Source organism: Microbulbifer harenosus, assembly GCF_005771435.1.
In the GTDB taxonomy this organism is placed as follows: domain Bacteria; phylum Pseudomonadota; class Gammaproteobacteria; order Pseudomonadales; family Cellvibrionaceae; genus Microbulbifer; species Microbulbifer harenosus.
The window spans coordinates 24,926-51,441 of sequence record NZ_VANI01000001.1; the positions used below are offsets into that span (position 1 = coordinate 24,926).

Below are 26,516 nucleotides of genomic sequence, written 5' to 3' on the forward strand. Positions count from 1 at the left end.
GAGCTTTTTCGTTAATGAATAACTGAGAGATTGTTTGGAGCTTCCGTTGAACCGAGTACCGATGACCGTAGAAGGCGCAGAAGCCCTGCGCACCGAACTGGATGACCTGAAAAAAGTACAACGCCCGGCGGTTGTGCAGGCGATTGCCGAAGCCCGTGAGCACGGCGATCTGAAAGAAAACGCCGAGTACCACGCCGCCCGAGAAAAGCAGGGCTTTATTGAAGGCCGTATTCAGGAGATCGAAGCGAAGCTGTCAATGGCGCATGTGATCGATGTGAAGGCCATCGAACCGTCCGGCAAAGTCATTTTCGGCACTACGGTTACCATCATTCGCACGGAAGATGACTCTGAAGTGACCTATAAAATTGTGGGTGACGATGAAGCGGACGTGAAGAACAAGAAAATTTCCGTAAATTCCCCGATAGCCCGAGCGCTGATCGGCAAGGAAGAGGGGGATACCGTGGTGGTAAATACACCATCGGGCTCGGTGGAATATGAAATTGATGCGGTGGAGCATCTGTAAAACGCCCAGTGTATTGCCGGGCCTGCCCTGTCTGTAAAAGTGTAGTGATCAAATACCGCTGACCACTACACTCCCTCCTTTTCCTCTGAGAAGCCTTCCCTCGCAGAAGTCCGGATTTCACCGGCGAGCCCCTTGTGGGGATTTGCCGGCTATAAATGCGAGGGCGGCCACAAGGGCCGCCCGTTACCATTCACATGGAATGGATTACTGGATGATCACACCGAAGTTGGCTACACCCACCTGAGTGGCTACACCCAGGTTGTTGTCACCAAACTGAGAGGTGATGTGCAGGTTAAGTGCGCCTACCTGAGTGGTAAACGCCAGGTTGTCATCGCCAAACTGGCTGATATAGGAGGCGTTGAGCACGCCAAGCTGCCAGCTGCTGGCGAAGTTGTCATCTCCGAACTGGTCATGTTCGGCCAGGTTCAGAATGCCAGTCTGGGTGATGTAGGAATCGTTGTCGTCGCCGGACTGATAGGTGTCGGCAATGTTCAGGATTCCGAGCTGGTTGGATACGGAAGTGTTGCCATTTCCGGGCTGATCGTGATCGGCGATGTTGAGAATACCGGTCTGATTGGCAACGGCGGTGTTACCCAGGCCGCCAGACTGATCGATATTCGCGAAGTTCAACCAACCCAGTTGATTGATGTAGGCATCGTTGAACGCGGAACCGTTCTGAGTGATAACACCCACGTTCAGAACACCTACCTGATCGATGTCGGCATCGTTGAAGAAGGAGTTGCTTTGGAAGGTGTAGGCCTGGTTCAGCACGCCGACCTGAGTGATGCTGGCATTACTATCGATGGTAATAAAACCATCCTGCAGCGAGAAAGCGTTGTTCAGCGCGCCCACTTGCAGATGGTTGATGTCGTTAAACGCACTGATAACACCGAGTTGCAGTGCGGTTGAAAGGTTCAGCACACCAAATTGGGTCTGATAGACCTCGTTATAACCACCGATCAACTCCAGTTGGGTAGATGTTGCAACGTTCAATACACCAACCTGGGTTTGAACAGCGGTGTTGTTGTCTGCAAAAGCGCTGGCACTGGCGACCAGAGCGATAGCTGCAGCGATGGGGGAAAACGTCTTCATGAGTTGCTCCTTTACTTCGGACGTTGGTAAAACCAGCCCCGGGGGTGCTGATTAAAAATGGCACGGTTGTCGCACCATATTCGGTCGGGTGGCGGTACAAAGGGGGCTTGGTCGTGCCGTCGCCTTAGCCGCCATCGCAAAATCGCTTCTTTCAACCTGACCGCAGCGCCCTGGTTTTAGTGTGGCGCAAACCCTTGTTTGAGGTTGTTTTGCGATCAATTTGATCGAAAAGTGATCTTGTTATTGAGTGTTGCTGGTGAGACAGGGGGTCGCTATAGGAGGGAAGTAATGAAAGCGTAGGAAAAAAGTACAATTTTTAATCAGCGTTTATTCTGGAAAACGTCGTTTGATAACCGAATCTGCGGTTTTTGGCGTATAAAGCCACATTTGGTCGTGTGGACGCGCGTGGGCACAGAACAGGCGCATGCGGTTTGGTGTGAAAGAGGGGGCGCAATAAATGCGAAGGCGGCGCAAACAAATGTTTGGCCGCGCAGAGGGCCTGGATGGACTGTCGGTGGGGTTATTGGGACAACGAAACCGAGTTGCCGCTCCCGAGTTGATTTACGATGGCGGTCGAAGAAACCCCCGCCTGGGAAATTCCGACGCTGTTGAGACCTCCGACCTGACTGACGATGGATTGGTGATTGCCTCCCAATCCGAATGTACCACTCTGGCGGACATTCGCGTGATTGAAAGAGCCACTCTGGGTGATGCTGATGCCGTTGTAGTTGTCACCCTGCGAGAGTTCGGCGTCATTGGAAAACCCACTCTGCAGAAGCTCTATTTCCTGGAAAGCGCCTGACTGGCTGATCTCGGAATCATTGAACATGCCATCCTGAACCGTCGCAGAGAAATGCCCGTACCCTGTCTGCTTCAGATTCGCCTGCTGTTCGGTTCCCCGTTGATCTATAAATCCCCGATTGTGAAAACTGATGACCTGGGTGATGTCACTTTGGTTCGAAGTGCCAATCTGGGTTACCTGGACCTGGTTGAAATTCCCGTTCATCTGATCGATCTCGGCACGGTTGGCAAAACCTCCCTGCCGTGTAGTGAGCGAACTGTTACGGGTTACAGACTGCAGGGAACGGGAGGAATTCAATGCACCCGCCTGTAAAATCGTGACGTCGTTGGACTCACCGTATTGTTGTTGCGAGTGCGCCTGATTGGCGACGCCGTCTTGAATCTGGCGGATACTGCTGCGGGATACTTCCGCCTGCGCGGCCTCGGCACTGTTGTGGATACCGTCCTGTTCCTGATTCACCGTGTTGTCCGAAGTCACGGCGGCTGCCTGGTCTGAAGCGACAATGTTTTCAATACCGATCTGGTGTTGATAAACCGTATTATCCTCGGCTGAGGCGAGGCTGCCGAATAGCAGTAACAGGCTGGCAGATACCGGAGAATACTTGTGTGGCATGTTAATCCCTGACTTCCCTGAAGGCGCTGTGTGAAATCTATCAGTCGCGCTGGTTTACCGTGGTTTTCATGGATACCCCAACCTGGGTAATGCTTGTGCTGAGCCCGTTGCCCCGTTGATTGACCGTGACCTGATGCGCCAGGCCAACCTGTTGAACATTGACAAAATTCTGCACCCCGAATTGGGTGATTCCCGCCTGATGCGCGAATCCTGTCTGCTCGAGCAGTATCAGGTTTTCGTAGCCCGCCTGAATCAGTGCCGCCGCATTGTTCTCACCGGTTTGCGCCGCAATCAAACTGTTTACTTCACCCACCTGAGTCGTCAACAGCACATTCCTGTAACCAGTCTGCTGTACAGACAGAAAATTGATGGTGCCGGACTGTGTTGCGGAGACGTGATTCGAGAGTCCCGACTGATTGATGATCGCCAGATTTGCGGTGGAGCTGCCGCCATCCAGGTCGAGTTCATTGTAGGCTGCGAGATCCTGGATTCCGGCGATCTCCTGCGCGGACACATGAGGCACGGACGCCATGAGTGGAAGCGGGACCAGGCTGAAAATTCGCAGTAGCATCGGAACAGGATTGAGGCGTTTCATAGACTGCTCTGGTTTGGATGGCTTACAGGATGGTTGCACTTTCATTCAGGTAATACTGAAGTACCGGGCTGCTGATATCATCGGGATTCTGCAGTGCCCAGGAGTTGTTGACGATACCCTGACCAATCAAGTGGATGACGGCAGACTCCATCGCAGAAAGTAGAGCCAGCTGTGCAGGTTCATTGGTCGTGGTGCCCGCTTCGATTTCCAGCAGGCGTTTGTATTTCACGTAGCGAAACACGTCCATGCTGATGGCTTTGGAGTAGACGGTTTTTGATGTCAGTACCGAGTGCAGAACCCGGCCGGAGCGTATGTCAACGGCGCGGAGATTCACCGTAATCTGGTCGACCCGATACTGTTCATCGGCGCCGATACCAAAATAGCGTGCGCCGGCGCCACCGGTCATTAGATTGGTGTCGTAGGCGACAATGCCACCTTCGAGAAGAATATTGGCGGCTATCAGTGACGGCAGAATGCTGTTGTTTTCCGGTGCGTCCGGCTTTGCCAGTGCTGCCCGAATAATCTTGCGCTCAGTGAGCAGGTTCTGGAGCCCCTCCCGTTCCAAGGGGATAAACCAGCCGGATTCATTCAGTACATTCATCAGCATCGACGCTGCGCCTTGAGTAACAGCCGTTGAAAAGCTACTGGCTGGAGACGGGCGATACTGACCGGTCTGATCTCTGAAGTTATACACGGCGGCGAGAATTTTTCCCTTTGGCTGGGGCAGATTCAGCAGGTCGCGAAAGGTATTGTTGCGAGGTGTCAATTTCGCATCATCACGACCGGGGCCAAAAAGTGCGTCGCCGGTTCCCTTGATCGCGCCACAGCCGCTGAGTGCCGTGATACAGGCGAGGGCAATAGCGATTTTCGGACATCTTATATACATCACGCTTTCTCCAGAATTTTTCGCGATTATTCAGGATTTCAGGAAATCCAGATGTTATGGCGTATCAGGAAGAGAAATTTTTATGCTTCCTGTGGATGACGTCGTGCGTTAGCTGGCAGAGCTTTCAGTTTGTCGGGTTGAGACCGCTCACCACGATCTCACTTTTGTCTCCGGTGGTACGGTCGGTAATCAGCACCGTGAGCACACCGTCGTTATCGACGATCTGTACGATAAAGTCGTCGGTGACGAGTTCACCACTATTGCCGTCGCCAACATCTGTCAAAAGTTGGTTCAAGAGGCGTGTTTCCAGTGAATCGGTAAAGCGGTCCAGTGCACTCGGCTGCTTGTACAGGTTGTCAATGTCGGTGGGATCCTGATTGTCGTCCTGGGACTGTGCGTTTTGCAGAAGAAACGTGCCGTTGAGAGGGTTCCCGCCAAAATTCGGATTGACCGGTTCATAAATCAACTGAGTCGCGAAAGCGTTTGCACCGAAAAATACCAAGCATGGAATAAATGATACTCCTGCCATCTTTCCTGTTTTCATTAGATTTCATCCCTGCCGATGTCAAAGTGGTCGGTAAGTGCTTCGCGGATTTTCTCCTGTTGCACCATTTCGTGAATCATTTGCGATGCCTCTTCTGCCACCGCCCGTATGTTATTGGTACTGGGGCTGATAAAACGGCGAAAAACCGTTTTGTTGTTATAGGTTATCCAGATCAGATTGCCCCAGCGCGCGGAAGGGCGCTCCAGAATGGTCAGGTTGTACGTACTGTCGGGATAATGAAGGTTGCGGTACTCGCTCATGAAACGCGCGAAATCATGACCGGTGCGGGTGATTGTCTGGTCAACGTTAAAGCCGCTGATTTCATCTTCAATACCGCCGCTGTCGGGGCTGGCGCGCGGGCTTTCCTCCAGAGCGCCGTTGTCCACCTGCGCGAGTGTCGCAAGTGGCAGTGCCAGGAAAATGGAAATGACATACCGCGGAATCACGCTTAAATCCTCTCCGCCTGCAGATGCAGTTTTGCCCAGTTGCTGGCCTGGAGGCGGTTTTTCACACCGATTTTTCGAAAAATGTTGTACATGTGGTTTTTGACGGTGTGTTCACTAAGGTGCAGTTTTGAAGCAATGATGCTATTCGGCTCTCCGGTCGTGAGCTGCGACAGAATTTCCTGTTCCCGCTTTGTCAGCAGTATTCTGGACCGGCAGTCCACTTCGCTGACAGGCCTCGAATTCTGAATCGCGAGAGTCAGCTTGCTGACCAGTTCCCTTTGGCTTGCGCGACAGTCGCACAGGAAATTGAATTTCCGGTCCTGCAACGGGTAGAGAATGGATGCAGGAAGATCTGGCGGGTAGTTGACCAGTAACACACGGGGGTGTTTCACGGTTTTTAGGTAAGTGAACTCCGCACTGGGTCCGGATTTTGATGAGAAGCTGAAGCAATCCACGACGATGGCGTCGTAATTAATGAGACATAATTTCTGTTTCCCGAATTCTGATTTTTCCCAATTTTGCGGGATTGCTTCTGAAACAAGCGAATACAGAAGATCCCCATGGAGGCCGGAATCGCTCAGAAAGAGAATCGGCATAGAAAACCCCAAAATTAGCCCTTATTGCCGCAAGGCAGAGATACGCCACTGCGAAACCTGTATGTCGCGAATCTGTCGCATTCAGGTCGTCGCACGGTAAATTCCTCTTCTAACTTCTTTTAAGGGCGTTAACGGCCGCCCGTGTAGAGGAAGTGACGCCAGTCCGTTTAAGTGGAAAATCTCATGCCTTGAGAAGTTTGTATGGAGTGTAGTCGGCTTTGTCTTAGTTACTGAAAAATGTTGTGACAGTCGTTCCATAATATTTCCAATTAAAAATTACTTTTTTAAGAGTGATTTTTTTTGAGTTCGGGGTTTTTATAGTTTTAAGGAATTAGTTCCTTATTTGAGCCCCTCTGAGGAACATTTTTTATGAATGACGCAATAATCGTTAACCTCTTTGCATGCTGAAGGCGATGGTGATTTTTTGACGAAAGAGCCACCTAAGACTCCTATTCGCCGGCATTTTATCGAAGCGCGAAGAATGGCGTTCGCGCTCTGGCTGGTGCTGTCGTTGAGTTCACTCTCTGGTTGCAGCCAGACAGAGGATGTCGCGTTGGGAACTCTGGAGTGGGATCGGATTGCTCTGCCTGCACCTGTGGCGGAAAAAATTGTGGCGATCCATGTGGTGGAAGGGCAGCGCGTGGTGCAGGGGCAGATATTGCTGCAGCTGGATCCGGCGCAGACGCGCGCGCGGCTGCATGCGGCCGAGGCGGCGGTGGCTCGTCAGGCGGCGGCACTGGCGGAGCTTGAGGTGGGACCGCGCCAGGAAGAGATCGAACGTGCGCGCGCAGCGCTTGCGGCAGCGGAGGCGGACGCCGTAGACAAGGTGGCGGATTACCGTCGCCTGAGTGCGCTTGGAGATAAAAACTATGTATCCAGATCCGAGATAGACGCCGCGCTCGCGGCCGCAGACAGTGCCCGCGCTCAGGTGCGCGCGGCGCGCGAGCAATTGCTTGAACTGGAGCGCGGCAATCGCCCGGAAGATATAGAACAAGGTAAAGCCGCGTTGCTCCAGGCGCAGGGTGAGGCGCAAGCGCTACGCGTTCTGCTGGAAAAGCTGACGTTGCGCGCTCCACGCGGCGGAATTGTCGACAGTATCCCTTTCAAACTCGGCGACGAGTCACCGGTTGGCGCATCGCTCGTGGTGATGTTGACTGGCAACACCCCCTATGCGCGTGTCTATGTTCCGCAGCCTATCCGCCACAAGCTCCATGTGGGCAGTGTCGCCCGCGTTACGCTGACGGGTGTCGGCGGCGATAGCCTGGGTACATTTGTCGGGCGTGTGCGCATGGTGCGCAATGATCCGAGCTTTACGCCCTACTATGCGCTGACCGGGGACGACGTGGCGCGGCTCAGTTATATCGCCGAAATTCAATTGCGCGAGGACGCCGCGCCGTTGCCCGCAGGGTTGCCGTTGCGCGCGGCATTTTTATCGACAGATGTCGATAGTGCGCCACCCGCGCCCCCGCCATTGGGCGGGCAGATAGAACCCGGCGATGAAGCAGCGGGTGGCGACGGCGCGGAGGACACGGTAGATCCTTCCACGCTGAGTGCGCCGACAGAGCAACGGCGAGCTTCCGACCACGAGGCATCCTTTGACGGTGGCAAATAGAAATGGAAGGTGACATCGCCATTCGCGCGCGCGGACTCAGCAAGCATTTCGGCAGTCTCAAAGCGGTGGATGATGTGGATCTCACGGTTCCGGCGCGGCAGATTTACGGTTTTCTCGGCCCCAATGGGTCTGGTAAATCGACCAGCATTCGCATGCTGTGCGGTCTGCTTACCCCCACATCCGGAGATATTGAGGTCCTCGGCCTGCAAATTCCCGCGCAGGCGGAAGTCCTGCGCCAGCGCATCGGCTATATGACCCAGCAGTTTTCCCTGTTTACGGACCTCTCGGTGCGCGAGAACCTGGAGTTTCTCTCGGCAGTACAGAATATGCCGGTCAGGAACGCGCGGGCGCGTATCGAAGAGTTACTGGCGGAATTTCAGTTTGAGGGCCGGGCGGATCAGTTGGCCGGGACCATGAGTGGCGGACAGAAGCAGCGCCTGGCCCTGGCCGGCGCGGTGATCCACAAACCGGAGCTGTTGTTTCTGGATGAACCTACCAGTGCGGTGGACCCGGAATCCCGCCGGGATTTCTGGGAAAAACTGTTTGAGCTGGCCGATGCCGGTACCACGATTTTGGTTTCGACACACTACATGGACGAAGCAGAGCGCTGCCATCGGCTTGCGATTCTGAACCGCGGCCGGCTGGTGGCGGACGGCAGCCCCGCGGAACTGACCGGAAAACTCGACGGGCGAACCCTGCTGGTGGAAACCGGGCGCCAGCGCAGCGCGCGCAATGTACTTCTGAGTCAGCCTGGTGTGATCAGTGCGGCACAAATCGGCAACAGCTTGCGACTGTTGACGACGGAAGATCCAGTGAGCGCCGAAGAGCTACGGGGCGCGCTGCGCGCCGAGGGTATCCAGGCGGAGATTGCACCGGTGGAGCCGAGCCTGGAGGACGTGTTCGTTGCGGTGACGCACCGCGACTCTGATCCGACGCCGGAACAGCGTGCGTCGCCCCGTGAGGAAAACTCGTGAACGGTCGTCGCCTGTTCGCGGTATTGCAAAAGGAGTTCCGGCAGATGCGTCGGGACCGCATGACCCTGGCGATGATCATCGGGATCCCCATGATGCAACTGGTATTGTTCGGCTACGCCATCAACCTGAACCTGCGTCATTTGCCTGCGGCCATAGCCGATCAGGCGGAAACCAGCGCCTCGCGCCGGCAGGTGATGGACATGCTCGCCACAGAGGTGATCGAGCCGGTGGCGGATGCGCAGACGCCGCAGCAGGTGATGACCATGCTGCGCCGCGGCGAAATCAGTGTGGGCATTGTCATTCCTTACGACTACGAGCGCCGACTGGCGCTCGGGCAGGAGGCGATCCAGATTCTGGTGGATGGTAGCGATACGGTGGTGCAGAGCGCTGCGGCGCAGCTGGCGCAGGTTCCCGTGGGTGAGCCGCCGCCGGAGAACAACATCAGCCTGCCCAATCGCCAATCCTCGGTGCCGCTGCCGCGAGGCCCGGTGAGCATCGTCAGCTTCTACAACCCGCAGCGGGTGTCGGCGATCAATATCGTCCCGGGGCTGATTGGGATCATCCTCACCATGACCATGGTAATGTTCACCGCGGTGGCCATTGTGCGTGAGCGCGAACGGGGCAATATGGAGTTGCTGATTGCCACCCCGGTGAGCAGCATTGAGTTGATGCTCGGTAAGGTACTCCCATACGGCCTGGTCGGACTGATCCAGACCAGCCTGATCCTGCTGCTTGGCACCTGGCTGTTTGGCGTACCCATTCGCGGCAGTTTGCTGGATGTCTATATTGCTTCGCTATTGCTGATTCTGGCGAACTTGACTATGGGGCTGCTGATCTCCACGCGCGCCCAGTCCCAGTTCCAGGCCATGCAGATGACGTTGTTTGTGTTTCTGCCTTCCATACTTCTGTCCGGCTTTATGTTTCCCTTTGACGGCATGCCAAAAGCGGCGCAGTGGCTGGCGGAGATATTGCCGCTCACCCATTTCCTGCGCCTGATCCGCGGTGTGATGCTGCGGGGCGCCGGGGTGTTCGAACTGTGGCCGGATCTGCTGGCACTGGTTGTATTTATCATCCTGATGATGACCCTGGCCGTACGGCGTTTCCGCAAGCGGCTCGATTGACGTCCGCATGGTTTTGGGGAGTTTGGTCCGTGCAAGGCGTTTTGCACCGGGGCTGTGACCCTATAAATGAAACTCCGCCTTAGTGTTTGATACCATGCCTCGACCATTTCATTTCTGCAGGTGGCAATTTCCGCCATCCGCTCTATTTCAAGACTGATGTCTGGTCTGTACACATTAGGACTGTGCTGGGTACCAGCAGGGGAGGGCGCTGTACCATGACCGAGATTTTCCAGAGTTTGCCACCGTGGTTGTGGTTTGTTATCGCGCTGGTAGCGCTGTTTTTGGCGCGTAAACCTATGCATCAGGGGATTTACGCCCTGGCGCGGTTTTTCTACCAGTCTCTTCGCCTTGCTGCCAATGCGGTGGCCGCCGCAGAGGCCCGGTTGCAATTGCGCAACCGGGAAGTGTTGATGGCCGCCGGCCGCGAGGCCGCAGAGCGGCATATCGAGCGGGAGTTCGATCGTATCGAGGGCGCAATGAAGAAGGAGTTGGCGCAGTATCCAACCCTGCACCGCAAACTGTGCGAGCAACTGACAGCCGTCGACGAAGACTATGTGCGCAGTGCCGAGGTGCCCCCGGAACCCTCCAACTGGGTCAATGCCATCAAGGCAGTGGCAGAAATCCCTTCCAAGCAGGATCCGGTTCTGGGAGATGTGCTGGAGACCATTCACGGTTCCATGCGCAAGGCGGAAGCCAAGGCACTGGAAGCGTACCGGGAGTCCGCGCGCGAGCGACACCAGTTGCTGAAGCGCATGATGCCCGCCTGGCGCGCAATTCTTCAAAGTCTGGGCAAGGTCAACAAAACGGTTACCACGGTGCAGCAGCGGACAACAGTGGTCGACCGTCATATGGATCGCTACGAGGAAATCCTGCAGAGCAGTGACCGCGCCCAGCGCATGCTGTCGTCCTCTTCCCTCAGCCAGTTTTTCATTTCCGCGTTTGTACTTGCCATTGTGCTGGGCGGTGCGCTGATCAACTTTTACCTGATTGCGCGTCCCATGACGGAAATTGTGGGCGGTTCCGCCGAGATCGGCGGCTTCAGAATCGCGGATATTTCCGCGCTGGTGATCCTCCTGCTGGAGGTCGCAGTGGGCATGTTGGTGATGGAGTGTCTGCGAATTACCCGTCTGTTCCCGGTGATCGCGGCCCTCCATGACAAGGTGCGTTTGCGCATGCTATGGGGCGCGTGCGCACTGCTGTTTATTCTGGTTGCCGTGGAAGCGGGGCTCGCGTTGATGTCAGAATCCATGTTCACCACTGGCGGGGTTTTCCCCCAGAGTGCCGGTGAGGTCCACTGGGGCACTATCGCCGCGCGGATGGGGCTGGGGGTGGTTCTGCCGTTCGCACTGATCTTTGCCGCCATTCCACTGGAGAGTTTTATCGCTTCCAGCCGCACCATGATCGGTATCCTGGGCGCATTTTCTCTGCGCACCCTCGCCGTCGGTCTGCGCCTTGTTGGCAGTGGCATCAGGCAAAGCGGCGACCTGCTGGTGCGGTTGTATGACATCGTGATTTTCCTCCCGCTATGGCTGGAGGCGAGCTTTCTGCGCTGGCGGGAGCAGGTGGCGCGACGCAGCGATACCGAAGCCGGGAGTGCGTCGTAATCGAATCCGCAATGAGCAATGGTTCCGGAGTGTCTCTGTGGAGAACCGGGCAAAAACGCCCGATGGTAATCGCCCATGGCGACGAATCCGGCTGCGGGTTGTTTCCCGGCAATACTCTGCTGTATTTGCACAGGATGGTCGAGCTGGGCGTGGACGCGCTGGAGATGGATCTCAATCTCACCGCAGACGGCCACTTGATCCTGATGCACGACGCCACACTTGAGCGGACCACGAATGGCTGCGGCGCGGTGATCGAGCATTCTCTGGCGCAGTTGCGCGAAGTTAATGCCGCGTACAACTGGAGCCGCGACGGCGAGTACTTCCCCTATCGGGACAAGCCGTTGCGAATTGCCACTATTGACGAGGTATTCGAACAGATCCCCGACACTCCGCTGATCATCGAATTGAAAAACGATTCACCGGTTGCGGCAGAATCGCTACGCCGCGCCATCGAAAAGGCCGGCTGTGGCGAGCGGATCATCGTCTCTTCTTACCACCGCGCCGTTATCCGCGAATTCCGCCGCCTGTGCCCACAGATATACACCGGTGTAACCATGCCGGAGGCGCTGCGGTTCTATGTGGCGCAGTGGCTGGGTGTATCAGACAGGTTGCGGTGCGGCTACCGGGCCATGCAACTGCCTATGCACTATTTCGGCTTGAATGTGTATTCACGGCGCTTTGTAAGAGCGGCGCGCAAACACGGCCTGCACCTCTCCGTATGGACCGTGGATGAGCGCGAGCAGATGCAACACTATATCGCACTCGGTCTCGATGGCATCGTTACCAACCGGCCGGACAGGCTGCTCGAATTACTGGAAGAATAACGACTAAAGCGAAAGTTCTTTGTACTGTGGCCGTTGAACTGAAAACTCCGACCCGCTAGCGGTACTGCCACAGAACCAGCTAGCGGGGCCGCGATACTCGAACGTGCTTACTGCTCTTTGATCCTGAACCAAGCTGCATACAGCGCCGGCAAAAACAACAGCGTCAGCGCCGTAGCTACGATCAACCCACCCATAATCGCTACCGCCATGGGCCCGAAAAAGTCACTGCGCGAAAGCGGAATCATCGCCAGCACGGCTGTGAGTGCGGTCAGTACAATGGGCCGGAAGCGGCGCACCGTGGATTCCACGATGGCGTCCCAGGGGGAGAGCCCCTGTTGTTTATCCTGCTCGATCTGATCCACCAGGATCACCGAGTTGCGCATGATCATGCCAGCCAGCGCAATGGTGCCGAGCATTGCCACAAACCCGAACGGCTGGTTGAACAGCAACAGGAACAGCGTAACACCAATGATCCCCAGCGGCGCGGTGAGAAACACCATGGTGGACAGGGAAAAACTGCGCAGCTGCAACATCAGCAGTGTGAACACCACCAGCAGAAACAGCGGCATGCCGGCGTTGACGGATTTCTGCCCGCGCGCGGACTCTTCCACGCTGCCGCCGATTTCCAACAGGTAGCCGGGAGGCAGGGCATCGCGCAGGCTCTGCAGCTGCGGCCAGATCTCCGCCACTACCGTTGCCGGCTGTTGCTTGCCGTAAATATCCGCGCGTACGGTCACCGTAGGCAAACGGTCGCGGTGCCAGATAACACCCTCCTCAAAGGCATAGTCGAGCGTTGCCACCTGGTTTAGCGGCAGGGATTCGCCGCCCTCGGTCTGCACGGCGAGATTGCCCAGCTGCGCCAGTGCCTGGCGCTCGCGCTCCTCACCGCGCACCGCCACTGCAATCAGCTCGTTGTCTTCGCGGTACTGACCCACCGCGGCACCGGAAAGCGATCCTTGCAGTGCCTGCGACAACGCCGCGCTGCTCACGCCCATTTCCCGCGCGCGCGCCTGGTCCACTTCGAGGTTCACCACCTTGCTGGGCTCCTCCCAGTCCAGGTGCACGTTGGCTACGTCGCGGTTGCCTCGCACGATGTCTGCTACTTCGCGGGCGATTCGGCGCACTTCCGGAATATGTTCTCCGGAAACGCGGAACTGCACCGGGTAACCTACGGGCGGGCCATTTTCCAGCCGCGATACCCGCGAGCGCACACTGGGGAATTGCTCGGCCAGCGTGGAGATGAGCCACAGGCGCACCGCCTCCCTATCCTCGATGTTGCGGGTCAGCACCACAAACTGGGCGAAGCTCGCCGCCGGCAGCTGCTGGTCGAGGGGCAGGTAAAAGCGCGGTGAACCGGTGCCTATATAGGCCACATAGTTTTCCACCTGTGGGTGCTCAGCCAGTAGCGTTTCCAGCCGCCCGGCTTCCTCTTCCGTGGCGCGCAGAGAGGCGCCCTCATTCAGCTTGAGATCTACCATGAGCTCCAGGCGCGCGGACGAGGGGAAAAACTGCTGCGGTACAAAGCGGAACAGCATAATCGCACCGACAAATACCAGTGCGGTCAGCAGCAGCACGGTTTTTCGGTAGCGCAGGCACCACTGCAAGACCCGGCGGAACCGCAGGTAAAATGGTTTCTGGTAGGGGTCCGTATGGTTGGCATGCGCACCGCGCTCCGGCAATAGACGATTGCCGAGATAGGGAACAAAAATCACCGCGGCGACCCAGGATGCCAGCAGCGACAGGGTGACCACCTGAAAAATCGAACGGGTATATTCGCCGGTGCCAGACTGCGCGGTGGCAATGGGCAGGAACCCCGCCGCCGTAATCAGAGTGCCGGTCAACATGGGGAATGCGGTGCTGGTCCAGGCGAAACCCGCGGCTTTCAGCCGGGAGAATCCCTGCTCCATCTTGATTGCCATCATCTCCACCGCAATGATGGCATCGTCCACCATCAGGCCGAGCGCCAGTACCAGCGCGCCGAGGGAGATCTTGTGCAGGCCGATGTCGTAGTAATTCATCAGCGCAAAGGTCATTGCCAGCACCAGCGGAATCGACAGTGCCACCACTAACCCCGTGCGGAAGCCCAGGGAGAAAAAGCTCACCAGCATCACGATGATCAGCGCTTCCACGAGCACCTTGACGAATTCCCCCACGCCGCTTTTTACCGCCGCCGGCTGGTCGGACACTTTGCGCAACTCGAGACCGAGCGGCAGGTCCTGCTGCAGTTCACCAACCGCCGCGTCCAGGCGTTCACCCAGCTGCAGAATGTCGCCGCCGGCTTTCATCGACACGGCGATGCCGATGGCATCCTCACCCATAAAGCGCACGCGCGGTTGTGGTGGATCGCTGAAGCCGCGCTCGACGCGGGCAAAGTCACCCAGTGCAATGGTGTGACCGTTGGCATGAATCGGAAACTGGCGGATCTCCTCCACGCTTTGGAACTGGCCGCTGACGCGGATGCGGACGCGATCGGAAACCGCCTCCACAAAACCCGCTTCCGCCATCTGGTTCTGGGCCTGCAGTGCGGACTGCACGGCGGCCAGGGGAATACCGAGGGACGCGAGCTTGGTATTGGAAATTTCCACCCAGATTCTTTCGTCCTGCAGGCCGAGCAGTTCCACCTTGCCCACATCGTCCACCCGCTGCAGCGCCAGTTGCAGGCGGTCGGCATAGTCTTTCAGCAGTGCATAGTCAAACCCCGAACCTGTGAGCGCATAGATGTTGCCGAATGTGGTGCCGAACTCGTCGTTAAAAAACGGTCCCTGGATATCCGGCGGCAGAGTGTGGCGGATGTCGCCGACTTTCTTCCGCACCTGATACCAGAGATCGGGAATTTCCGCGGAGCGCATACTGTCGCGGGCCACAAACATGACCTGTGACTGGCCGGGGCGGGAAAACGAGGTAATACGGTCGTATTCGCCGGTCTCCATCAGTTTCTTTTCGATGCGCTCGGTAATCTGGCGCGAGACTTCTTCGGCGCTGGCGCCGGGCCAGAGGGTGTTCACCACCATCACCTTGAAGGTAAACGGCGGGTCTTCGCTCTGCCCCAATTGCGTGTAAGAGAGGGCGCCCATCAGGCCGAGCATGAGCATGGCGTAGAGCACCAGTGGACGATTATTCAGTGCCCACTCGGAGAGATTGAATCGCATGGTGAAGTGTCCTGACGGTGTGCGGTGGTGCGGAGGAGTTCTTCAGGAATAAATGACTGCGTGCCGGTGCTGCTTAAAAGCCCCGTGCCACGCTGGTGTCTTGTTCAATCGCGCGGTTATGGCGATCCACCGGGCGCACCCGCTGTCCTTCGGTAACGAGCTGGGTTCCGGCGGCAACAATCCAGTCTCGCGGAGTCAGGTCAGAAATGACTTCGGCGGTTTCCTCGCCGAAACGGATCACCCTGACATTGGTCTTATGCAGGGTGAAATGCTCCGGGTCGAGCTTCCACACGTGAGCGCGGTCGCCGTCGGCCGTAATGGCGGCCATGGGTAACTGCAGGGACTGCGGGCCATCGCTGGCTTTGCTGGGGGCAAACACGCGCGCGCTCTGCCCGGGCTGTGCATTGGCCTCTGCATTGTCGAACGCGACCCGTGCTTCAAAGGTACGCAGGCCCGCTTCCGCTGCCGGAGATATCTCACGCACCTGACCGCTAAATGGCTCGCCAGATTTGGACCAGAGTTCGATGCTCACCGGTTGCCCCACGGCAAAACGACCCACTTCCTGTTCTGGCAGGTCGATGCGTACTTCCCGTTCACCGTCAGCGGCGAGCACAAACGCCGTCTGCCCGGCGCTTACCACCTGGCCGGCGTCGATCATGCGGCGGGCAATCACGCCGTCGCGGGGTGCCTTCAATACCGCGTACTCCGCCTGATTACTCGCCACTTTCCACTGGGCGCGGGCGCGTTCCAGCTGCGCGATACTGCTGTCGTGACGGGTTTTGACCGCATCGAACTGGGACTCGCCAATCAGCTTGCGTGCCAGCAGTTCGCGGTAGCGCGTCAGCTCATTGCCAGCATTGCGGTTTTCTGTTTCCGCCGCCTCCAGTTGCGCGCGCGCCGCATCCCTCTGTAGCAGCAGGTCTTCGGCATCGAGCTCCGCCAGCGGCTGACCCTGTTTTACCCGGTCTCCCGCTTCCACCAGCCGGCGGGTCACTGCGCCGCCTACCCGGAATGCCAGTGTCGGCTCGTGCCGCGCGCGCACTTCGCCCGGGTAGACTGCTAATTGCGCGCCGGTGGCTACCGGGTGCACCACAATGGCGGGGCGTGGCGGCTTGGCCTCGCTGGTATCCGGCGGAGAACAGGCGCTCAGCGCCAGCGTCGCAATCAGGCCGGTGGTCAGCTGCAAGGCGCGCTTCGTAGTGGCGAAACGGAGGGGACGGAAACGGTACATGAATGCCTCTATCCTTGTGGTTCACAGTGTGCAGATTGGGTTTGGGGGTGGGGCGCCGGGCGGAAACTGGTACAGTTGTCCACCCGCCGACCCGGCACCCATTGCTATACTGGTGAGTATAGTAAGTATATTAAACTCGTGAGTCTACTAATTAGTTGGCCAGCGAGCGCGTGTTTCAACGCCCAGTTTCAGGACGATGGAAGGGCGCGTTAGAGTGACGATGACGACCCATGAATGAAGACCTATCCCTGATGATGGCCGCCAGCCGCGGCCGCCCTAAAGATCTCGCCAAGCGGCAGGCGATCCTGGATGCGGCGAAGCATCTGTTTCTGACCCACGGGTTTACCGGCACCAGCATGGATGCCGTGGCCAGTGAGGCGGGCGTCTCCAAGCTCACGGTGTACAACCACTTTTCCGATAAGGAAACGCTGTTTACTGCCGCCATTGAGGCCAAGTGTGTCAGCCAGATGCCGGTGATCATGTTCAATTTGGAGCCAGGCATGCCGGTGGCAGATATTCTGCAGAAAATCGGCGAAGCGTTTTTGAACATGATTTACCAGGAGGACTCACTGAATCTGGTCCGCCTTATCAGTGCCGTGGGCGCTCAGGACCGGACCATGGCCAATCTATTTTACGAGGCGGGCCCCATGCGCACGCGCACCGAGATGGTCCGGCTCCTGAAGCGGGCGTGTGATTTGAATCAGTTGCGGGTCCCGAACCCTGAGCGGGCATCGGAGGTGTTTTTCGGCATGCTGTTGGGCGGCTGCACACATATCCAGATCATACTGGGCTGCAGCACGCCGCCGTCGCCGAAAGAAATTGCTGCGCACGTAGAGGAAGTAGTGCGGGTATTTATGCGCGCCTACGGGGCGTGAATTTGTGATTGAAAGGCTCTGGTAGCGGTGACGCTACCGGTGGCAGCCTTGCGAGATACGAGCTAACCCCAGCTCAGCAACCTATCCATGGGGGCCCTTCCGCGAGGTGGCCCGGCCGCGCCATGTATTCGCGGCGCCTTCGGGCCCTCTCGCGGAAGGTCTGGTGAAATTAACTCAAGTCCGGATCTTGTAACCGGTGCGGAAAATCCACCACACCGCCGTCATACAGGCAAACAGGAACAGTAGCGTCATTGCCAGGCTAACGCCGACATTTACATCGGCGATACCGTAAAACGCCCAGCGGAACCCGCTGATCAGGTACACCACCGGGTTGAACAGCGTCACCTTCTGCCAGAATTCCGGCAGCATATTGATGGAATAGAAGGCGCCGCCGAGAAAGGTGAGTGGCGTGATCACCATCAACGGGATTATCTGCAGTTTTTGGAAGTCGTCCGCCCACACCCCAATGATGAACCCGAACATGCTGAAGGTGACCGCGGTCAGAATCAGAAAGCCAAACATCCAGAATGGATGAGCGATGTCGTAGTCGACGAAAAAGCGCGCGGTAATCAGGATCAGAATACCAATGATGACGGACTTGGTTGCCGCGGCACCCACATAGCCGGCAACGACTTCAAACGCCGACACCGGTGCTGAAAGCACCTCATATATCGTGCCGGAAAATTTCGGGAAGAAAATACCGAACGAGGCATTGGAAATACTTTCCGACAGCAGCGATAGCATGATCAGACCGGGAATGATGAAGGCCCCGTAGCTCACCCCTTCGATCTCGCCGAGGCGACCGCCGATGGCGGTGCCGAATACGATGAAATACAGACAGGTGGAAATTACCGGCCAGGCGATACTCTGCATCAGGGTGCGCCCGGTGCGGGCCATTTCAAACTTGTAGATGGCGCGGATGCCGTAAACGTTCATACTCATAACTTCCTCTCTTTCACCCGACCAGCTGACGTTCATTCTGGTTCTGGTGCACCAGATTCACGAAAATCTCCTCCAGCGAACTCTCGCTGGAGTGCAGGTCCTTGAACTCAATACCCTGTTGGTTCAACGCCCGCAGCAGCTCGGCGATGCCGGTGTGTTCGCGCTGGGTGTCGAAGGTGTATATCAGCTGGTTGCCCTCGTCAGCGACTTCCAGTGTGAACGCGTGCAGGGATTCCGGCAGTGTCGACACCGGGTTTTGCAGCTGAATTGCCAGCTGCTTTTTGCCCAGCTTGCGCATTAGCGTGTGCTTGTCTTCCACCAGGACCAGCTCCCCGTGGTTGATCACACCAATGCGGTCTGCCATTTCCTCGGCTTCCTCAATGTAGTGGGTGGTGAGAATCACGGTTACGCCGCTTTTCCGCAGGCCGCGCACCATTTCCCACATGTCCCGGCGCAGCTCCACGTCCACGCCCGCGGTGGGCTCATCGAGAAACAGGATGGAGGGCTCGTGGGATAGCGCTTTGGCGATCATCACGCGGCGTTTCATGCCGCCTGAGAGCGCCATGATCTTGCTGTCTTTTTTGTCCCAGAGAGAAAGCTGGCGCAGGATCTTTTCGATGTATTCAGGATTCGGTGCCTTGCCGAACAGGCCGCGGCTGAAATTGACTGTGGCCCATACACTCTCGAAGGAGTCGGTGGACAGCTCCTGCGGCACCAGCCCGATTTTGCTGCGTGCGGCGCGGAAGTCGCGCTGAATATCGTGGCCATCCGCGGTGATCCTGCCGATGGATGGATTGACGATACCGCAGATGATACTGATAAGGGTGGTCTTGCCGGCGCCATTGGGCCCGAGCAGGGCAAAAATTTCCCCGCGCTGAATGTCGAGATCGACGGACTTGAGCGCGGTAAAACCACCGGCATAGGTTTTACCGACGCCCTTTACTGAAATGATCGCTTGCACGCTTCCCCCCCTTGGAATAACTGGCGGCGCTTATTGCGGCCGGTATTGTGCCCCGAACGGTATGGGCGCTGCCACCTTCCGTCGGTAAAAGGAGGGATAGCGAAGATCAGTGCCCGAAAATTTTGTCGTAGAAGGCGACAGCACCTTCGTAGGCGTCATTGGCGGCGGCTTCGTTGTATCTCAGTGGAACACCGAACTTTTCTCCGCGGGCGGTGGCGGCGGGGTTGGTGAAGCCGTGTTTGGCTCCGGGGTAGCTGATGACGTCAAACCGCACGCCGGCGTTCTGCATTTCCACAACGAAATTGGCGACGTCGTCTGCGGGGATCATGTCGTCGTCGCCGCCGGTGTAGACCTGGATTTGAGCTTTGACGTCGCCTTTTTTGATTTTCACGTCGGTTTGCAGGGCACCATGGAAGCTGACCACGCCTTTAAGCGGCAGGCCGAGGCGGGCCATGGTGAGGGCGACGGCGCCGCCGAAGCAGTAACCCTGGGCGGCTACCTGGCCAGCTTCAACGGTTTCGTGGGCGTTGATGAGGTCGAGGGCGGCTTGGAAGCGTTTGAGCGGGGCGCCTTCGGTTTCGAGGGTTTTGTTCATGAGGGCGGCGGCGTCGCTGGGGTTGTCGGCGCCGACGTTGGTGCCGTACATGTCGAGGGCGAAGGCGGTGAAGCCTTCGGCGGCGAGGCGTTCGGTTTCTTCGCGGGTGAAATCATTCATGCCCCACCATTCGTGCACGAGGAGAATGGCTGGGCGCTTGCCTTCGATGCTGTCGTCGTAGGCCAGGTAGCCGGTAAAGGATTCGCCGTCTACGGTGTATTCGATTTCTTCGGTGTGCATTTTTATTCCCTGAAATGTCCGTTTGAATAAGTTAGCCGAGAGGTTAGCCCCGTAGGTTGGGCAACGCAACGCAAGAAATGGTTGGAAAGTCCGGTGGCGGCAAAGCACTGGGTATAGGTTTTCAGGACCGCGGTGAACCCATCCATGGGCGCTGCGGCGCAAACATCCTGTTTGCGACGCTCCTGAAAACCTATACCCAGCGCTTTGCCTTCGCATCGAAATTCGGAGTTACTTACTGGTTGGGTTGGCGGTACTTCGGATCTGCCGGCGGAATAATATCGCCATCTTCATCCAAGTCCGGAAATGGCAAATCGTACTTCTCGCAATACTTCACCATTTTCGGGTGCATCCAACGGAACAAAATGTCTTTGACCGCGGGGTCTTCTTCGTCGAGGGTTTTGTTGTCGTACATGCCGGCTTTCATGCGCTGATGCATGGCTTCCTGCAGGATGATCGCGGCGGCGACGCTGACGTTGTAGCTTTCGACCATGCCGATAATGGGGATGGTGACGTGGTCGTCGGCGTGTTCGGCGGCGTAGTCGCTGAGGCCGTCTTTTTCGGCACCCATGATGAGGGCGAAGGGTTGGGTGTAGTCGGGTTCGCGGAAGTCGATGGCGCGGTCGGACCAGTGGGCGGCGTACAGGTGCATGCCGCGGCTTTTGAGTTCGGCCATGCCGCTCTGGATATCGGGATAGACGCTGTTGCCAGTGAATTTACCGCTGCCGCCGGCGGTGTTGCGATAGATTCGGGTGCCGTAGGAGGGCTGGACCATGTGGATTTCAGGAATGCCGACGGCGTCGGCGGTACGCAGCATGGCGGAGATGTTCTGGCCTTTGTGGACCTGGTCGGTGAGCAGGGTCATGTCGTGCTGGCGCAGGCGGAGCACCTGCTTGAATTTCTCGTAGCGGCTGCGGCTCATGGTACTTCTTTCTTCGGATTCAGAACTGGCCGCGGATTATAGCATTGTGAGTTGGAGCGGGTTTTGTGGTGCCTGCTTGGGTGGTGTGTGGCGGCGGATTGCCGGGTGCGGGGTTTCAGGACCGCTGTGAACCCATCCCTGGGAGCTTCGTCGCAAACATCCTGTTTGCGACGATCCTGAAACCCCACACCCGGCACTCCGCCTTCGCATCTGGGACTTTACAGTTCGACGAGTGCGTAGTGTTCCACTTCGGGGAACGGGTCGTAGAAGTGATGGAGAAGGGCTTTCCAGTCCTGATATTGGGGTGACTTTCGGAAGCCTTCTGTGTGGTCTGAGAGTTTTTCCCAGTTAACCAAGAGAATGTAGCGATTTTCTTTCTCTAGGGATTTTTGAAATTGATGGTTTATGTAGCCAGGCATAGCCGAAATTATCGACTGGGCTTTTCGAAAGGCAGTTTCAAACTCTTTATTCTGACCGGGCTTGATATCCAGAATCGCTACTTCAAGAATCACGCTGTTCCCCAAAAACTAAAATTCAAATTCGTCAAATAAAAGCTCAAAACGTCATGCGAAGGCAAAGTGCTGGGGATGGGGTTTCAGGAGCGTCGCAAACAGGATGTTTGCGCCGAAGCGCCCAGGGATGGGTTCACAGCGGTCCTGAAACCCCATCCCCAGTGCTTTGCCGCCACCGAGTTCCCTTACCAAGGACCACCAATCTATTTCAGAGGCGCTGTAAACGGTTCAACGGTAACCCAGTCCCCGGTTTCACAGTCCCCCCCCTCCCGAGGTAAAACCACAAAACAATTTGCGGAGGCAAAGCCGGAGAGAATGTGACTCCCCTGAATACCGCGAGTCTCCACCACCTGAATCCCATCGCCATCGCGATAGGTAAACCCGCGTTGGTAATCTGTGCGACCGGGCTTCTTGCGAATGCCATTCAGCAATCGCGCGCGCAATTGCACGGGGGGTTGGCGATATTGTTCTGAGGTGCCGCGGAGCTTTTCCAGTGCTGGTACGACCAGTTGGTACAGGGTGACGATGGCGGATACGGGGTTTCCGGGCAGGCCGAAAAAGAGGGTTTCTCCGTTCGTTTTTGGCAGGCGACCAAAGGCAAAAGGTTTGCCGGGTTTGATGGCGAGTTTCCAGAAATCGATTTCGCCGAGTTCCTGCAACACCGTCTTGGTGTAGTCCGCTTCGCCCACGGAAACACCGCCACTGGTAATTACGAAATCCGCATTGTTACGTGCATGAATGAACGCCTCGCGAATTTCCTCAGGCTGGTCGGGATAGCAGCCGAGATCGAGGATATCCACATCGAGTTGTTCCAGTGCAGCGTAAAGAGCGATACGGTTGCTGTCATAGATATCGCCGTCGCCCAATTCTGACGCGGGCGTGCCGAGGGGTTTCAGTTCGTCGCCGATGGAAAGCAGGGCGGCTTTGAGTTTGCGCAGGACCGTGACTTCGGCCACGCCGGCGGCGGCGAGCAGGGCGATGTGGGGGACTTTTATTTTGGCGCCGACGGGAATCAGGCTCTGGCCGGTGTGCACGTCCTCGCCGCGGCGGCGGATGTTCTCGCCGGGTTTGGCGGGGCGGCTCATGGTGAGCTGATCGCCCTCTAATGTGCAGTTTTCCTGCATCTGTACACGGTCGGCGCCAGCGGGTACGGCGGCGCCGGTGGTGATGCGGGTGGCCTGACCCGGTTCCAGTGTCCCGGCGAACGGGTGGCCGGCGAGGCTCTTGCCCATGAGGGTGTAGCGCTCAGATTCACCACACAGGGCGTAGCCGTCCATGGCGGAATTGTCGCAGGGGGGCAGGTTGAGGGCGGAGAGTACCGGTGCGGCCAGTACGCGGCCGCAGGCTTGGCTCAACGGAATAATTTCCGTTTCGGTAATTGGATTGATGCTGTCGATCAGCATTTGTTTGGCGGCTTCTACGGAGCGCAGGCCGTTTTCTGCACAGGCGTCTGACATCGCTATGGCCCTGTTTATTGTCTGCTTGGCTGGGAAGATAGCCGGGACGGGTGGGAGTTGCCAAGTCTTCAGAGGGGTGGCCCGCACGACCACCGTCATTCCGGGCTTGACCCGGAATCCAGCGCTACGAAGCTGGATGCCGGATCAAGTCCGGCATGACGTTGATTCTGTGAGGTGGGCAGGTGCAGTGCATCTCCCAATCGGTTCAAAAGCATCGCACGTCTATCGTGATTCGTCATTCCGGGCTTGACCCGGAATCCAGTGCCACGAAGCTGGATGCCGGATCAGGTCCGGCATGACGGTGTTTTGTATGGTACTTAACCGACAGCGACGGCCAAGTTGGTGGTCAGCAGTGCGGAGATTTCCGGTTTGCAGGAACCGCAGTTGGTGCCGCAGCCCAGCAATTCACCGAGTTCCTCCACCGATGCCGCACCTTCGGCGATGGCGATTTCGATTTCCTTGCGGGACACCTGCAGGCAGGTACAAACCATCTGCGCGCCGGCAGGCACGTCGTGCAACAGCTTGGCCGGCGCATCCGGCAGGGGTTGTTGCAGGGCGTTTTCCAACGTTTTCCGGTCGGGCAGGGACTGCCATTCAGCGCTGGTGAACACCAGCAACTCCATCTGCTCACTGTGTAACAGCCAGCGTTCACCACTCGGCAACTGCAGGCGTTTGCGGTTGAGCTGCTGACCACTGAGGTTGAACAGCTTGTCTGCCATGGCCTGCCAGTCCGGCTGGGTTTTCAGGGCCAGCTCGAAGCGGTAGCCGCCGTCCACCGGTACCCGGTACCAATGCAGTATGGTGTCGAACAACTGTGCATCACCGGCCTGCAAGCGGGTATGCAGTTCCTCCGCAGCTTTGGTGCGCAGCAGCAGGCAGGCATAGCTGTGGGCACTGAGCGGTTCGATCTTGACTGCCACCTGTTTCAGTTCCGGCTGGCCGGAAAAGGGGTCGGTGAAGGGGATGGCCAGCGCACTCACAGTAGCGTTGTGGGCAAGGCTGTCGCTCCAGTGAATGGGTGCAAACAGCTGGCCGGGTTTCTGGCTGGCGGTGACGCGGGCGCGCCCGAAGAACTGGCCTTTTTCGCTTTCCACGCGCACCAGCTGTGCATCTTCGATGCCGTACTTCCGCGCTTCCTGGGGGTGTATATGCAGCTCCGGCGCCTCGCTGTGATCCAGCAGCTTGCGCGCACGGCCGGTGCGGGTCATGGTGTGCCACTGGTCGCGCAGGCGGCCGCTGTTCAGTACCAGTGGATATTCGTCGCGGGTTTCCTGCTTTGGACACTGGGGATCAACGGCAATAAAACGCGCACGTCCATTGGGCGTAAAGAAGTCGCCATCACTGAACAATCGCGCGGTACCTTGCGGATTGGCGGCGTTGACCGGCCACTGCACCGGGGTAAAGTTGTCGTACTCCGCATCGCTGATATTCGCCAGTGCGGAAATATCGAATGCGCGTCGCACCTGCTCGCGGTTGTTTTCAAATCCGGAAAGCGCCGCGTGTTCGCGGAAAATATCCGCAGCCGATGCGTAGTCGAAGGCCTCTGCAAAGCCGAGGCGGCTCGCCACATCGCAGATTATTTCCCAGTCGTGGCGCGCTTCCCCTGGCTTCGGCAGGAAACCTTTCTGACGGGAAATGCGGCGCTCGGAGTTGGTGACGGTACCGGTCTTTTCCGCCCAAGTGGTTGCAGGCAGCAGCAGATCCGCGCAGCGCGCGGTATCCGTATCCGCCACGCAGTCGGATACGATCACCGTGGGGCAATTTTTCAGCGCCGCAGCCACACGGCGCGCGTCCGGCATGCTTACCGCGGGATTGGTGGCCATGATCCACACCGCTTTTACCTGGCCGCTCTCCACCGCATTGAACAGGTCTACCGCCTTGAGTCCTGGTCCTTTCGCCATATTGGCCGCATTCCAGAATCGGCCCACGCGCTCGACATTGTCTGCAGTGAAATCCATATGCGCGGCGAGCATATTCGCCAGCCCCCCCACCTCGCGCCCGCCCATGGCATTGGGCTGGCCGGTAATTGAGAAGGGGCCGCAACCGGGCTTGCCAATGCGTCCGGTAGCCAGATGGCAGTTGATAATGGAGTTGTTCTTGTCGGTCCCGGTGCTGGACTGGTTGACGCCCTGGGAATAGAAACTGATGGCTTTTTCCGTAGTGCGGAACAGCTCGTAGAATTCGAGCAACTGCTCCAGCTCCAGGCTGCAATACTCCGCCACCTTCTCCGGCGTCCACTCGGCCGCCGTATACAGGGCTTCGGTAAAGTTTTCCGTGTGGTTTTCAATAAACCCCTGATCCAGCGCACCGAACTCGGCAAGGTAGTGCAATAGCCCGTTGAACAGAGCCGCATCACTGCCCGGTGTAATCGCCAGATGCAGATCCGCCATCTCACTGGTGGCACTGCCGCGGGGATCGACGACGACGAGTTTCGACTTGGCCGCCTGCATACGCTGAAACAGGATCGGATGGGTCCAGGCGGCGTTGGAGCCGATCAGCACCACCAACTCCGCTTCATCCAGATCCTCGTAATTACACGGCACCGCATCCGCGCCCAGCGCACGCTTGTACGCCGCCACCGCGGACGACATGCACAGGCGCGAATTAGTATCCACATTCGCCGTGCCGATGAATCCCTTCATCAGCTTGTTGGCCACGTAATAATCTTCCGTCAGCAACTGCCCGGAAAGATAAAAGGCCACCGAATCCGGCCCGTGTTCGTCGATGGTCTCACGCAGCTTCGACGCCGCAAAATCCAGCGCCGTATCCCAGTCGCAATCCACACCGTGCAGGCGTGGCTTCAACAGACGGCCGTGGTTGCCCAGGGTATCCGCCAGCGAAGAGCCCTTTACACACAGCTTGCCCTTGTTCGCCGGGTGCTGCTCATCGCCCTGGATGCGAACCACCTCCTCACCACCCGCCGACGTCATCTCCCGCGTCGCCGCGACACCGCAGCCCACGCCGCAGTAAGGACAGGTAGTGCAGGATCTGCGAGCGCTGAACAGTTCTGTTAAAGCCATCGTCTACTGCTTATCTTTTAAAAGTTGTTATTGATCAACCTGAATCAGCACATCGTCGCCTTCAAACGCGACCGGAAAAACCTCGAGTTTATACTCGGGCTTTTCCAGGCACTGACCGTCGCTCAGTCGGTAATGCTGCTTGTACAGCGGCGACGCCACCGTCAGCTCACCGTCGATCTCCGCAACAATACCGCGGCCGATCACACCGGCATCGGCGATCGGGTCCCAGTTGTCGATGGCGTACAGCTGGGGTTCCTGATCGGGTAAAAAAAACAGGGCAATCTGACGACCGCCCACAAGAGCGCACACTCCGGAATCGGCTACAAGATCTGATCGCTTGCAGACATGCAGCCACTCGGCGCGGGTTATGGCAACTTCGCTCAT

At 57.5% G+C, this 26,516-nt stretch carries 24 protein-coding genes; 7 read left to right on the forward strand and 17 right to left on the reverse strand.

Annotated features, from left to right (window positions below; translation table 11 throughout):
• Positions 1-46 precede the first annotated feature (46 nt).
• The gene (gene greA, locus FDY93_RS00125; protein WP_138233718.1) at positions 47-523 is read left to right on the forward strand and encodes a transcription elongation factor GreA; all 477 of its coding nucleotides are present in this window, start codon (positions 47-49) and stop codon (positions 521-523) included.
• 204 nt (positions 524-727) lie between these two features.
• Here greA and FDY93_RS00130 read toward each other — a convergent pair whose 3' ends face one another.
• From FDY93_RS00130 to FDY93_RS00160, 7 genes are all read right to left on the reverse strand, one after another.
• Positions 728-1,615, reverse strand: coding sequence for a hypothetical protein (locus FDY93_RS00130; protein WP_138233719.1), 888 nt, complete (start codon positions 1,613-1,615; stop codon positions 728-730).
• A 520-nt stretch (positions 1,616-2,135) separates the two neighbouring features.
• Positions 2,136-3,029 carry a hypothetical protein gene (locus FDY93_RS00135; protein WP_138233720.1) on the reverse strand — a complete coding sequence of 298 codons (894 nt, stop codon included), beginning with the start codon at positions 3,027-3,029 and terminating at the stop codon, positions 2,136-2,138.
• A 40-nt stretch (positions 3,030-3,069) separates the two neighbouring features.
• Positions 3,070-3,624 (reverse strand): hypothetical protein, encoded by a 555-nt coding sequence (locus FDY93_RS00140; protein ID WP_166217555.1) that lies wholly within the window; start codon positions 3,622-3,624, stop codon positions 3,070-3,072.
• Between the two features lie 22 nt (positions 3,625-3,646).
• The gene (locus FDY93_RS00145) at positions 3,647-4,510 is read right to left on the reverse strand and encodes a CsgG/HfaB family protein (RefSeq protein ID WP_138233722.1); all 864 of its coding nucleotides are present in this window, start codon (positions 4,508-4,510) and stop codon (positions 3,647-3,649) included.
• Positions 4,511-4,634: 124 nt separating this feature from the next.
• Positions 4,635-5,054, reverse strand: a complete 420-nt coding sequence (locus FDY93_RS00150; protein ID WP_240914330.1) for a curli assembly protein CsgF — start codon at positions 5,052-5,054, stop codon at positions 4,635-4,637.
• Positions 5,054-5,500: a curli production assembly/transport protein CsgE gene (locus FDY93_RS00155; RefSeq protein ID WP_240914329.1), complete on the reverse strand. Its 447-nt coding sequence runs from the start codon at positions 5,498-5,500 to the stop codon at positions 5,054-5,056. The genes FDY93_RS00150 and FDY93_RS00155 overlap by 1 nt, the downstream gene beginning before the upstream one ends.
• A 2-nt stretch (positions 5,501-5,502) precedes the next feature.
• On the reverse strand, positions 5,503-6,096 hold the full coding sequence (locus FDY93_RS00160) for a response regulator transcription factor (RefSeq protein WP_138233723.1): 594 nt from the start codon (positions 6,094-6,096) through the stop codon (positions 5,503-5,505).
• Between the two features lie 481 nt (positions 6,097-6,577).
• On the opposite strand from FDY93_RS00160, the gene FDY93_RS00165 reads away from it, so the two are divergent.
• The 5 genes from FDY93_RS00165 to FDY93_RS00185 all read left to right on the forward strand — a co-directional run bounded on the left by FDY93_RS00165 (position 6,578) and on the right by FDY93_RS00185 (position 12,231).
• Positions 6,578-7,708, forward strand: a complete 1,131-nt coding sequence (locus FDY93_RS00165; protein ID WP_138233724.1) for an HlyD family secretion protein — start codon at positions 6,578-6,580, stop codon at positions 7,706-7,708.
• 2 nt (positions 7,709-7,710) lie between these two features.
• The gene (locus FDY93_RS00170; protein ID WP_205828109.1) at positions 7,711-8,682 is read left to right on the forward strand and encodes an ABC transporter ATP-binding protein; all 972 of its coding nucleotides are present in this window, start codon (positions 7,711-7,713) and stop codon (positions 8,680-8,682) included.
• Positions 8,679-9,803, forward strand: a complete 1,125-nt coding sequence (locus FDY93_RS00175; RefSeq protein WP_138233725.1) for an ABC transporter permease — start codon at positions 8,679-8,681, stop codon at positions 9,801-9,803. Before FDY93_RS00170 ends, FDY93_RS00175 begins: the two co-directional genes overlap by 4 nt.
• A 215-nt stretch (positions 9,804-10,018) precedes the next feature.
• Positions 10,019-11,407, forward strand: a complete 1,389-nt coding sequence (locus FDY93_RS00180; RefSeq protein WP_138233726.1) for a hypothetical protein — start codon at positions 10,019-10,021, stop codon at positions 11,405-11,407.
• 11 nt (positions 11,408-11,418) lie between these two features.
• Positions 11,419-12,231, forward strand: a complete 813-nt coding sequence (locus tag FDY93_RS00185; protein WP_171018841.1) for a glycerophosphodiester phosphodiesterase family protein — start codon at positions 11,419-11,421, stop codon at positions 12,229-12,231.
• 107 nt (positions 12,232-12,338) lie between these two features.
• Here the strand turns inward: FDY93_RS00185 and FDY93_RS00190 are convergent, their stop codons facing one another.
• Together FDY93_RS00190 and FDY93_RS00195 are read right to left on the reverse strand one after the other, a co-directional pair.
• On the reverse strand, positions 12,339-15,380 hold the full coding sequence (locus FDY93_RS00190; protein WP_138233728.1) for an efflux RND transporter permease subunit: 3,042 nt from the start codon (positions 15,378-15,380) through the stop codon (positions 12,339-12,341).
• A 73-nt stretch (positions 15,381-15,453) separates the two neighbouring features.
• A complete protein-coding gene (locus tag FDY93_RS00195) occupies positions 15,454-16,611 on the reverse strand; it encodes an efflux RND transporter periplasmic adaptor subunit (protein ID WP_138233729.1) in 1,158 nt (385 codons plus the stop codon).
• A gap of 230 nt (positions 16,612-16,841) precedes the next feature.
• Between FDY93_RS00195 and FDY93_RS00200 the strand changes: the two genes are divergently transcribed.
• Positions 16,842-17,486 carry a TetR/AcrR family transcriptional regulator gene (locus FDY93_RS00200; protein WP_138233730.1) on the forward strand — a complete coding sequence of 215 codons (645 nt, stop codon included), beginning with the start codon at positions 16,842-16,844 and terminating at the stop codon, positions 17,484-17,486.
• A gap of 174 nt (positions 17,487-17,660) precedes the next feature.
• Here the strand turns inward: FDY93_RS00200 and FDY93_RS00205 are convergent, their stop codons facing one another.
• The 8 genes from FDY93_RS00205 to nirD form a co-directional block, all read right to left on the reverse strand.
• The gene (locus FDY93_RS00205) at positions 17,661-18,422 is read right to left on the reverse strand and encodes an ABC transporter permease (RefSeq protein ID WP_138233908.1); all 762 of its coding nucleotides are present in this window, start codon (positions 18,420-18,422) and stop codon (positions 17,661-17,663) included.
• Between the two features lie 19 nt (positions 18,423-18,441).
• Complete coding sequence (locus tag FDY93_RS00210) at positions 18,442-19,389, reverse strand: ABC transporter ATP-binding protein (RefSeq protein ID WP_138233731.1); 948 nt, start codon at positions 19,387-19,389, stop codon at positions 18,442-18,444.
• A 106-nt stretch (positions 19,390-19,495) separates the two neighbouring features.
• The gene (locus FDY93_RS00215) at positions 19,496-20,224 is read right to left on the reverse strand and encodes a dienelactone hydrolase family protein (RefSeq protein WP_138233732.1); all 729 of its coding nucleotides are present in this window, start codon (positions 20,222-20,224) and stop codon (positions 19,496-19,498) included.
• Positions 20,225-20,456: 232 nt separating this feature from the next.
• Positions 20,457-21,143 (reverse strand): tRNA (guanosine(18)-2'-O)-methyltransferase TrmH, encoded by a 687-nt coding sequence (gene trmH / locus FDY93_RS00220; RefSeq protein WP_138233733.1) that lies wholly within the window; start codon positions 21,141-21,143, stop codon positions 20,457-20,459.
• 218 nt (positions 21,144-21,361) lie between these two features.
• Positions 21,362-21,655: an antibiotic biosynthesis monooxygenase family protein gene (locus FDY93_RS00225; protein ID WP_138233734.1), complete on the reverse strand. Its 294-nt coding sequence runs from the start codon at positions 21,653-21,655 to the stop codon at positions 21,362-21,364.
• A gap of 203 nt (positions 21,656-21,858) precedes the next feature.
• On the reverse strand, positions 21,859-23,112 hold the full coding sequence (gene moeA, locus FDY93_RS00230) for a molybdopterin molybdotransferase MoeA (protein ID WP_138233735.1): 1,254 nt from the start codon (positions 23,110-23,112) through the stop codon (positions 21,859-21,861).
• A 317-nt stretch (positions 23,113-23,429) separates the two neighbouring features.
• Entirely contained in the window at positions 23,430-26,132 is a 2,703-nt protein-coding gene (locus FDY93_RS00235) for a nitrate reductase (protein WP_138233736.1), read from the reverse strand.
• 27 nt (positions 26,133-26,159) lie between these two features.
• Complete coding sequence (gene nirD, locus FDY93_RS00240; RefSeq protein ID WP_138233737.1) at positions 26,160-26,516, reverse strand: nitrite reductase small subunit NirD; 357 nt, start codon at positions 26,514-26,516, stop codon at positions 26,160-26,162.

Coding starts and splice junctions, on each gene's coding strand:
- FDY93_RS00165 (WP_138233724.1), top strand. CDS start 6,578: ATGGCGTTCGCGCTCTGGCTGGTGCTGTCGTTGAGTTCACTCTCTGGT.
- FDY93_RS00160 (WP_138233723.1), bottom strand. CDS start 6,096: ATGCCGATTCTCTTTCTGAGCGATTCCGGCCTCCATGGGGATCTTCTG.
- FDY93_RS00150 (WP_240914330.1), bottom strand. CDS start 5,054: ATGAAAACAGGAAAGATGGCAGGAGTATCATTTATTCCATGCTTGGTA.
- FDY93_RS00135 (WP_138233720.1), bottom strand. CDS start 3,029: ATGCCACACAAGTATTCTCCGGTATCTGCCAGCCTGTTACTGCTATTC.
- FDY93_RS00145 (WP_138233722.1), bottom strand. CDS start 4,510: ATGTATATAAGATGTCCGAAAATCGCTATTGCCCTCGCCTGTATCACG.
- FDY93_RS00205 (WP_138233908.1), bottom strand. CDS start 18,422: ATGAACGTTTACGGCATCCGCGCCATCTACAAGTTTGAAATGGCCCGC.
- FDY93_RS00140 (WP_166217555.1), bottom strand. CDS start 3,624: ATGAAACGCCTCAATCCTGTTCCGATGCTACTGCGAATTTTCAGCCTG.
- FDY93_RS00200 (WP_138233730.1), top strand. CDS start 16,842: ATGAATGAAGACCTATCCCTGATGATGGCCGCCAGCCGCGGCCGCCCT.
- FDY93_RS00180 (WP_138233726.1), top strand. CDS start 10,019: ATGACCGAGATTTTCCAGAGTTTGCCACCGTGGTTGTGGTTTGTTATC.
- FDY93_RS00130 (WP_138233719.1), bottom strand. CDS start 1,615: ATGAAGACGTTTTCCCCCATCGCTGCAGCTATCGCTCTGGTCGCCAGT.
- FDY93_RS00195 (WP_138233729.1), bottom strand. CDS start 16,611: ATGTACCGTTTCCGTCCCCTCCGTTTCGCCACTACGAAGCGCGCCTTG.
- trmH (WP_138233733.1), bottom strand. CDS start 21,143: ATGAGCCGCAGCCGCTACGAGAAATTCAAGCAGGTGCTCCGCCTGCGC.
- FDY93_RS00170 (WP_205828109.1), top strand. CDS start 7,711: ATGGAAGGTGACATCGCCATTCGCGCGCGCGGACTCAGCAAGCATTTC.
- nirD (WP_138233737.1), bottom strand. CDS start 26,516: ATGAGCGAAGTTGCCATAACCCGCGCCGAGTGGCTGCATGTCTGCAAG.
- FDY93_RS00215 (WP_138233732.1), bottom strand. CDS start 20,224: ATGCACACCGAAGAAATCGAATACACCGTAGACGGCGAATCCTTTACC.
- moeA (WP_138233735.1), bottom strand. CDS start 23,112: ATGTCAGACGCCTGTGCAGAAAACGGCCTGCGCTCCGTAGAAGCCGCC.
- FDY93_RS00185 (WP_171018841.1), top strand. CDS start 11,419: ATGAGCAATGGTTCCGGAGTGTCTCTGTGGAGAACCGGGCAAAAACGC.
- FDY93_RS00235 (WP_138233736.1), bottom strand. CDS start 26,132: ATGGCTTTAACAGAACTGTTCAGCGCTCGCAGATCCTGCACTACCTGT.
- FDY93_RS00190 (WP_138233728.1), bottom strand. CDS start 15,380: ATGCGATTCAATCTCTCCGAGTGGGCACTGAATAATCGTCCACTGGTG.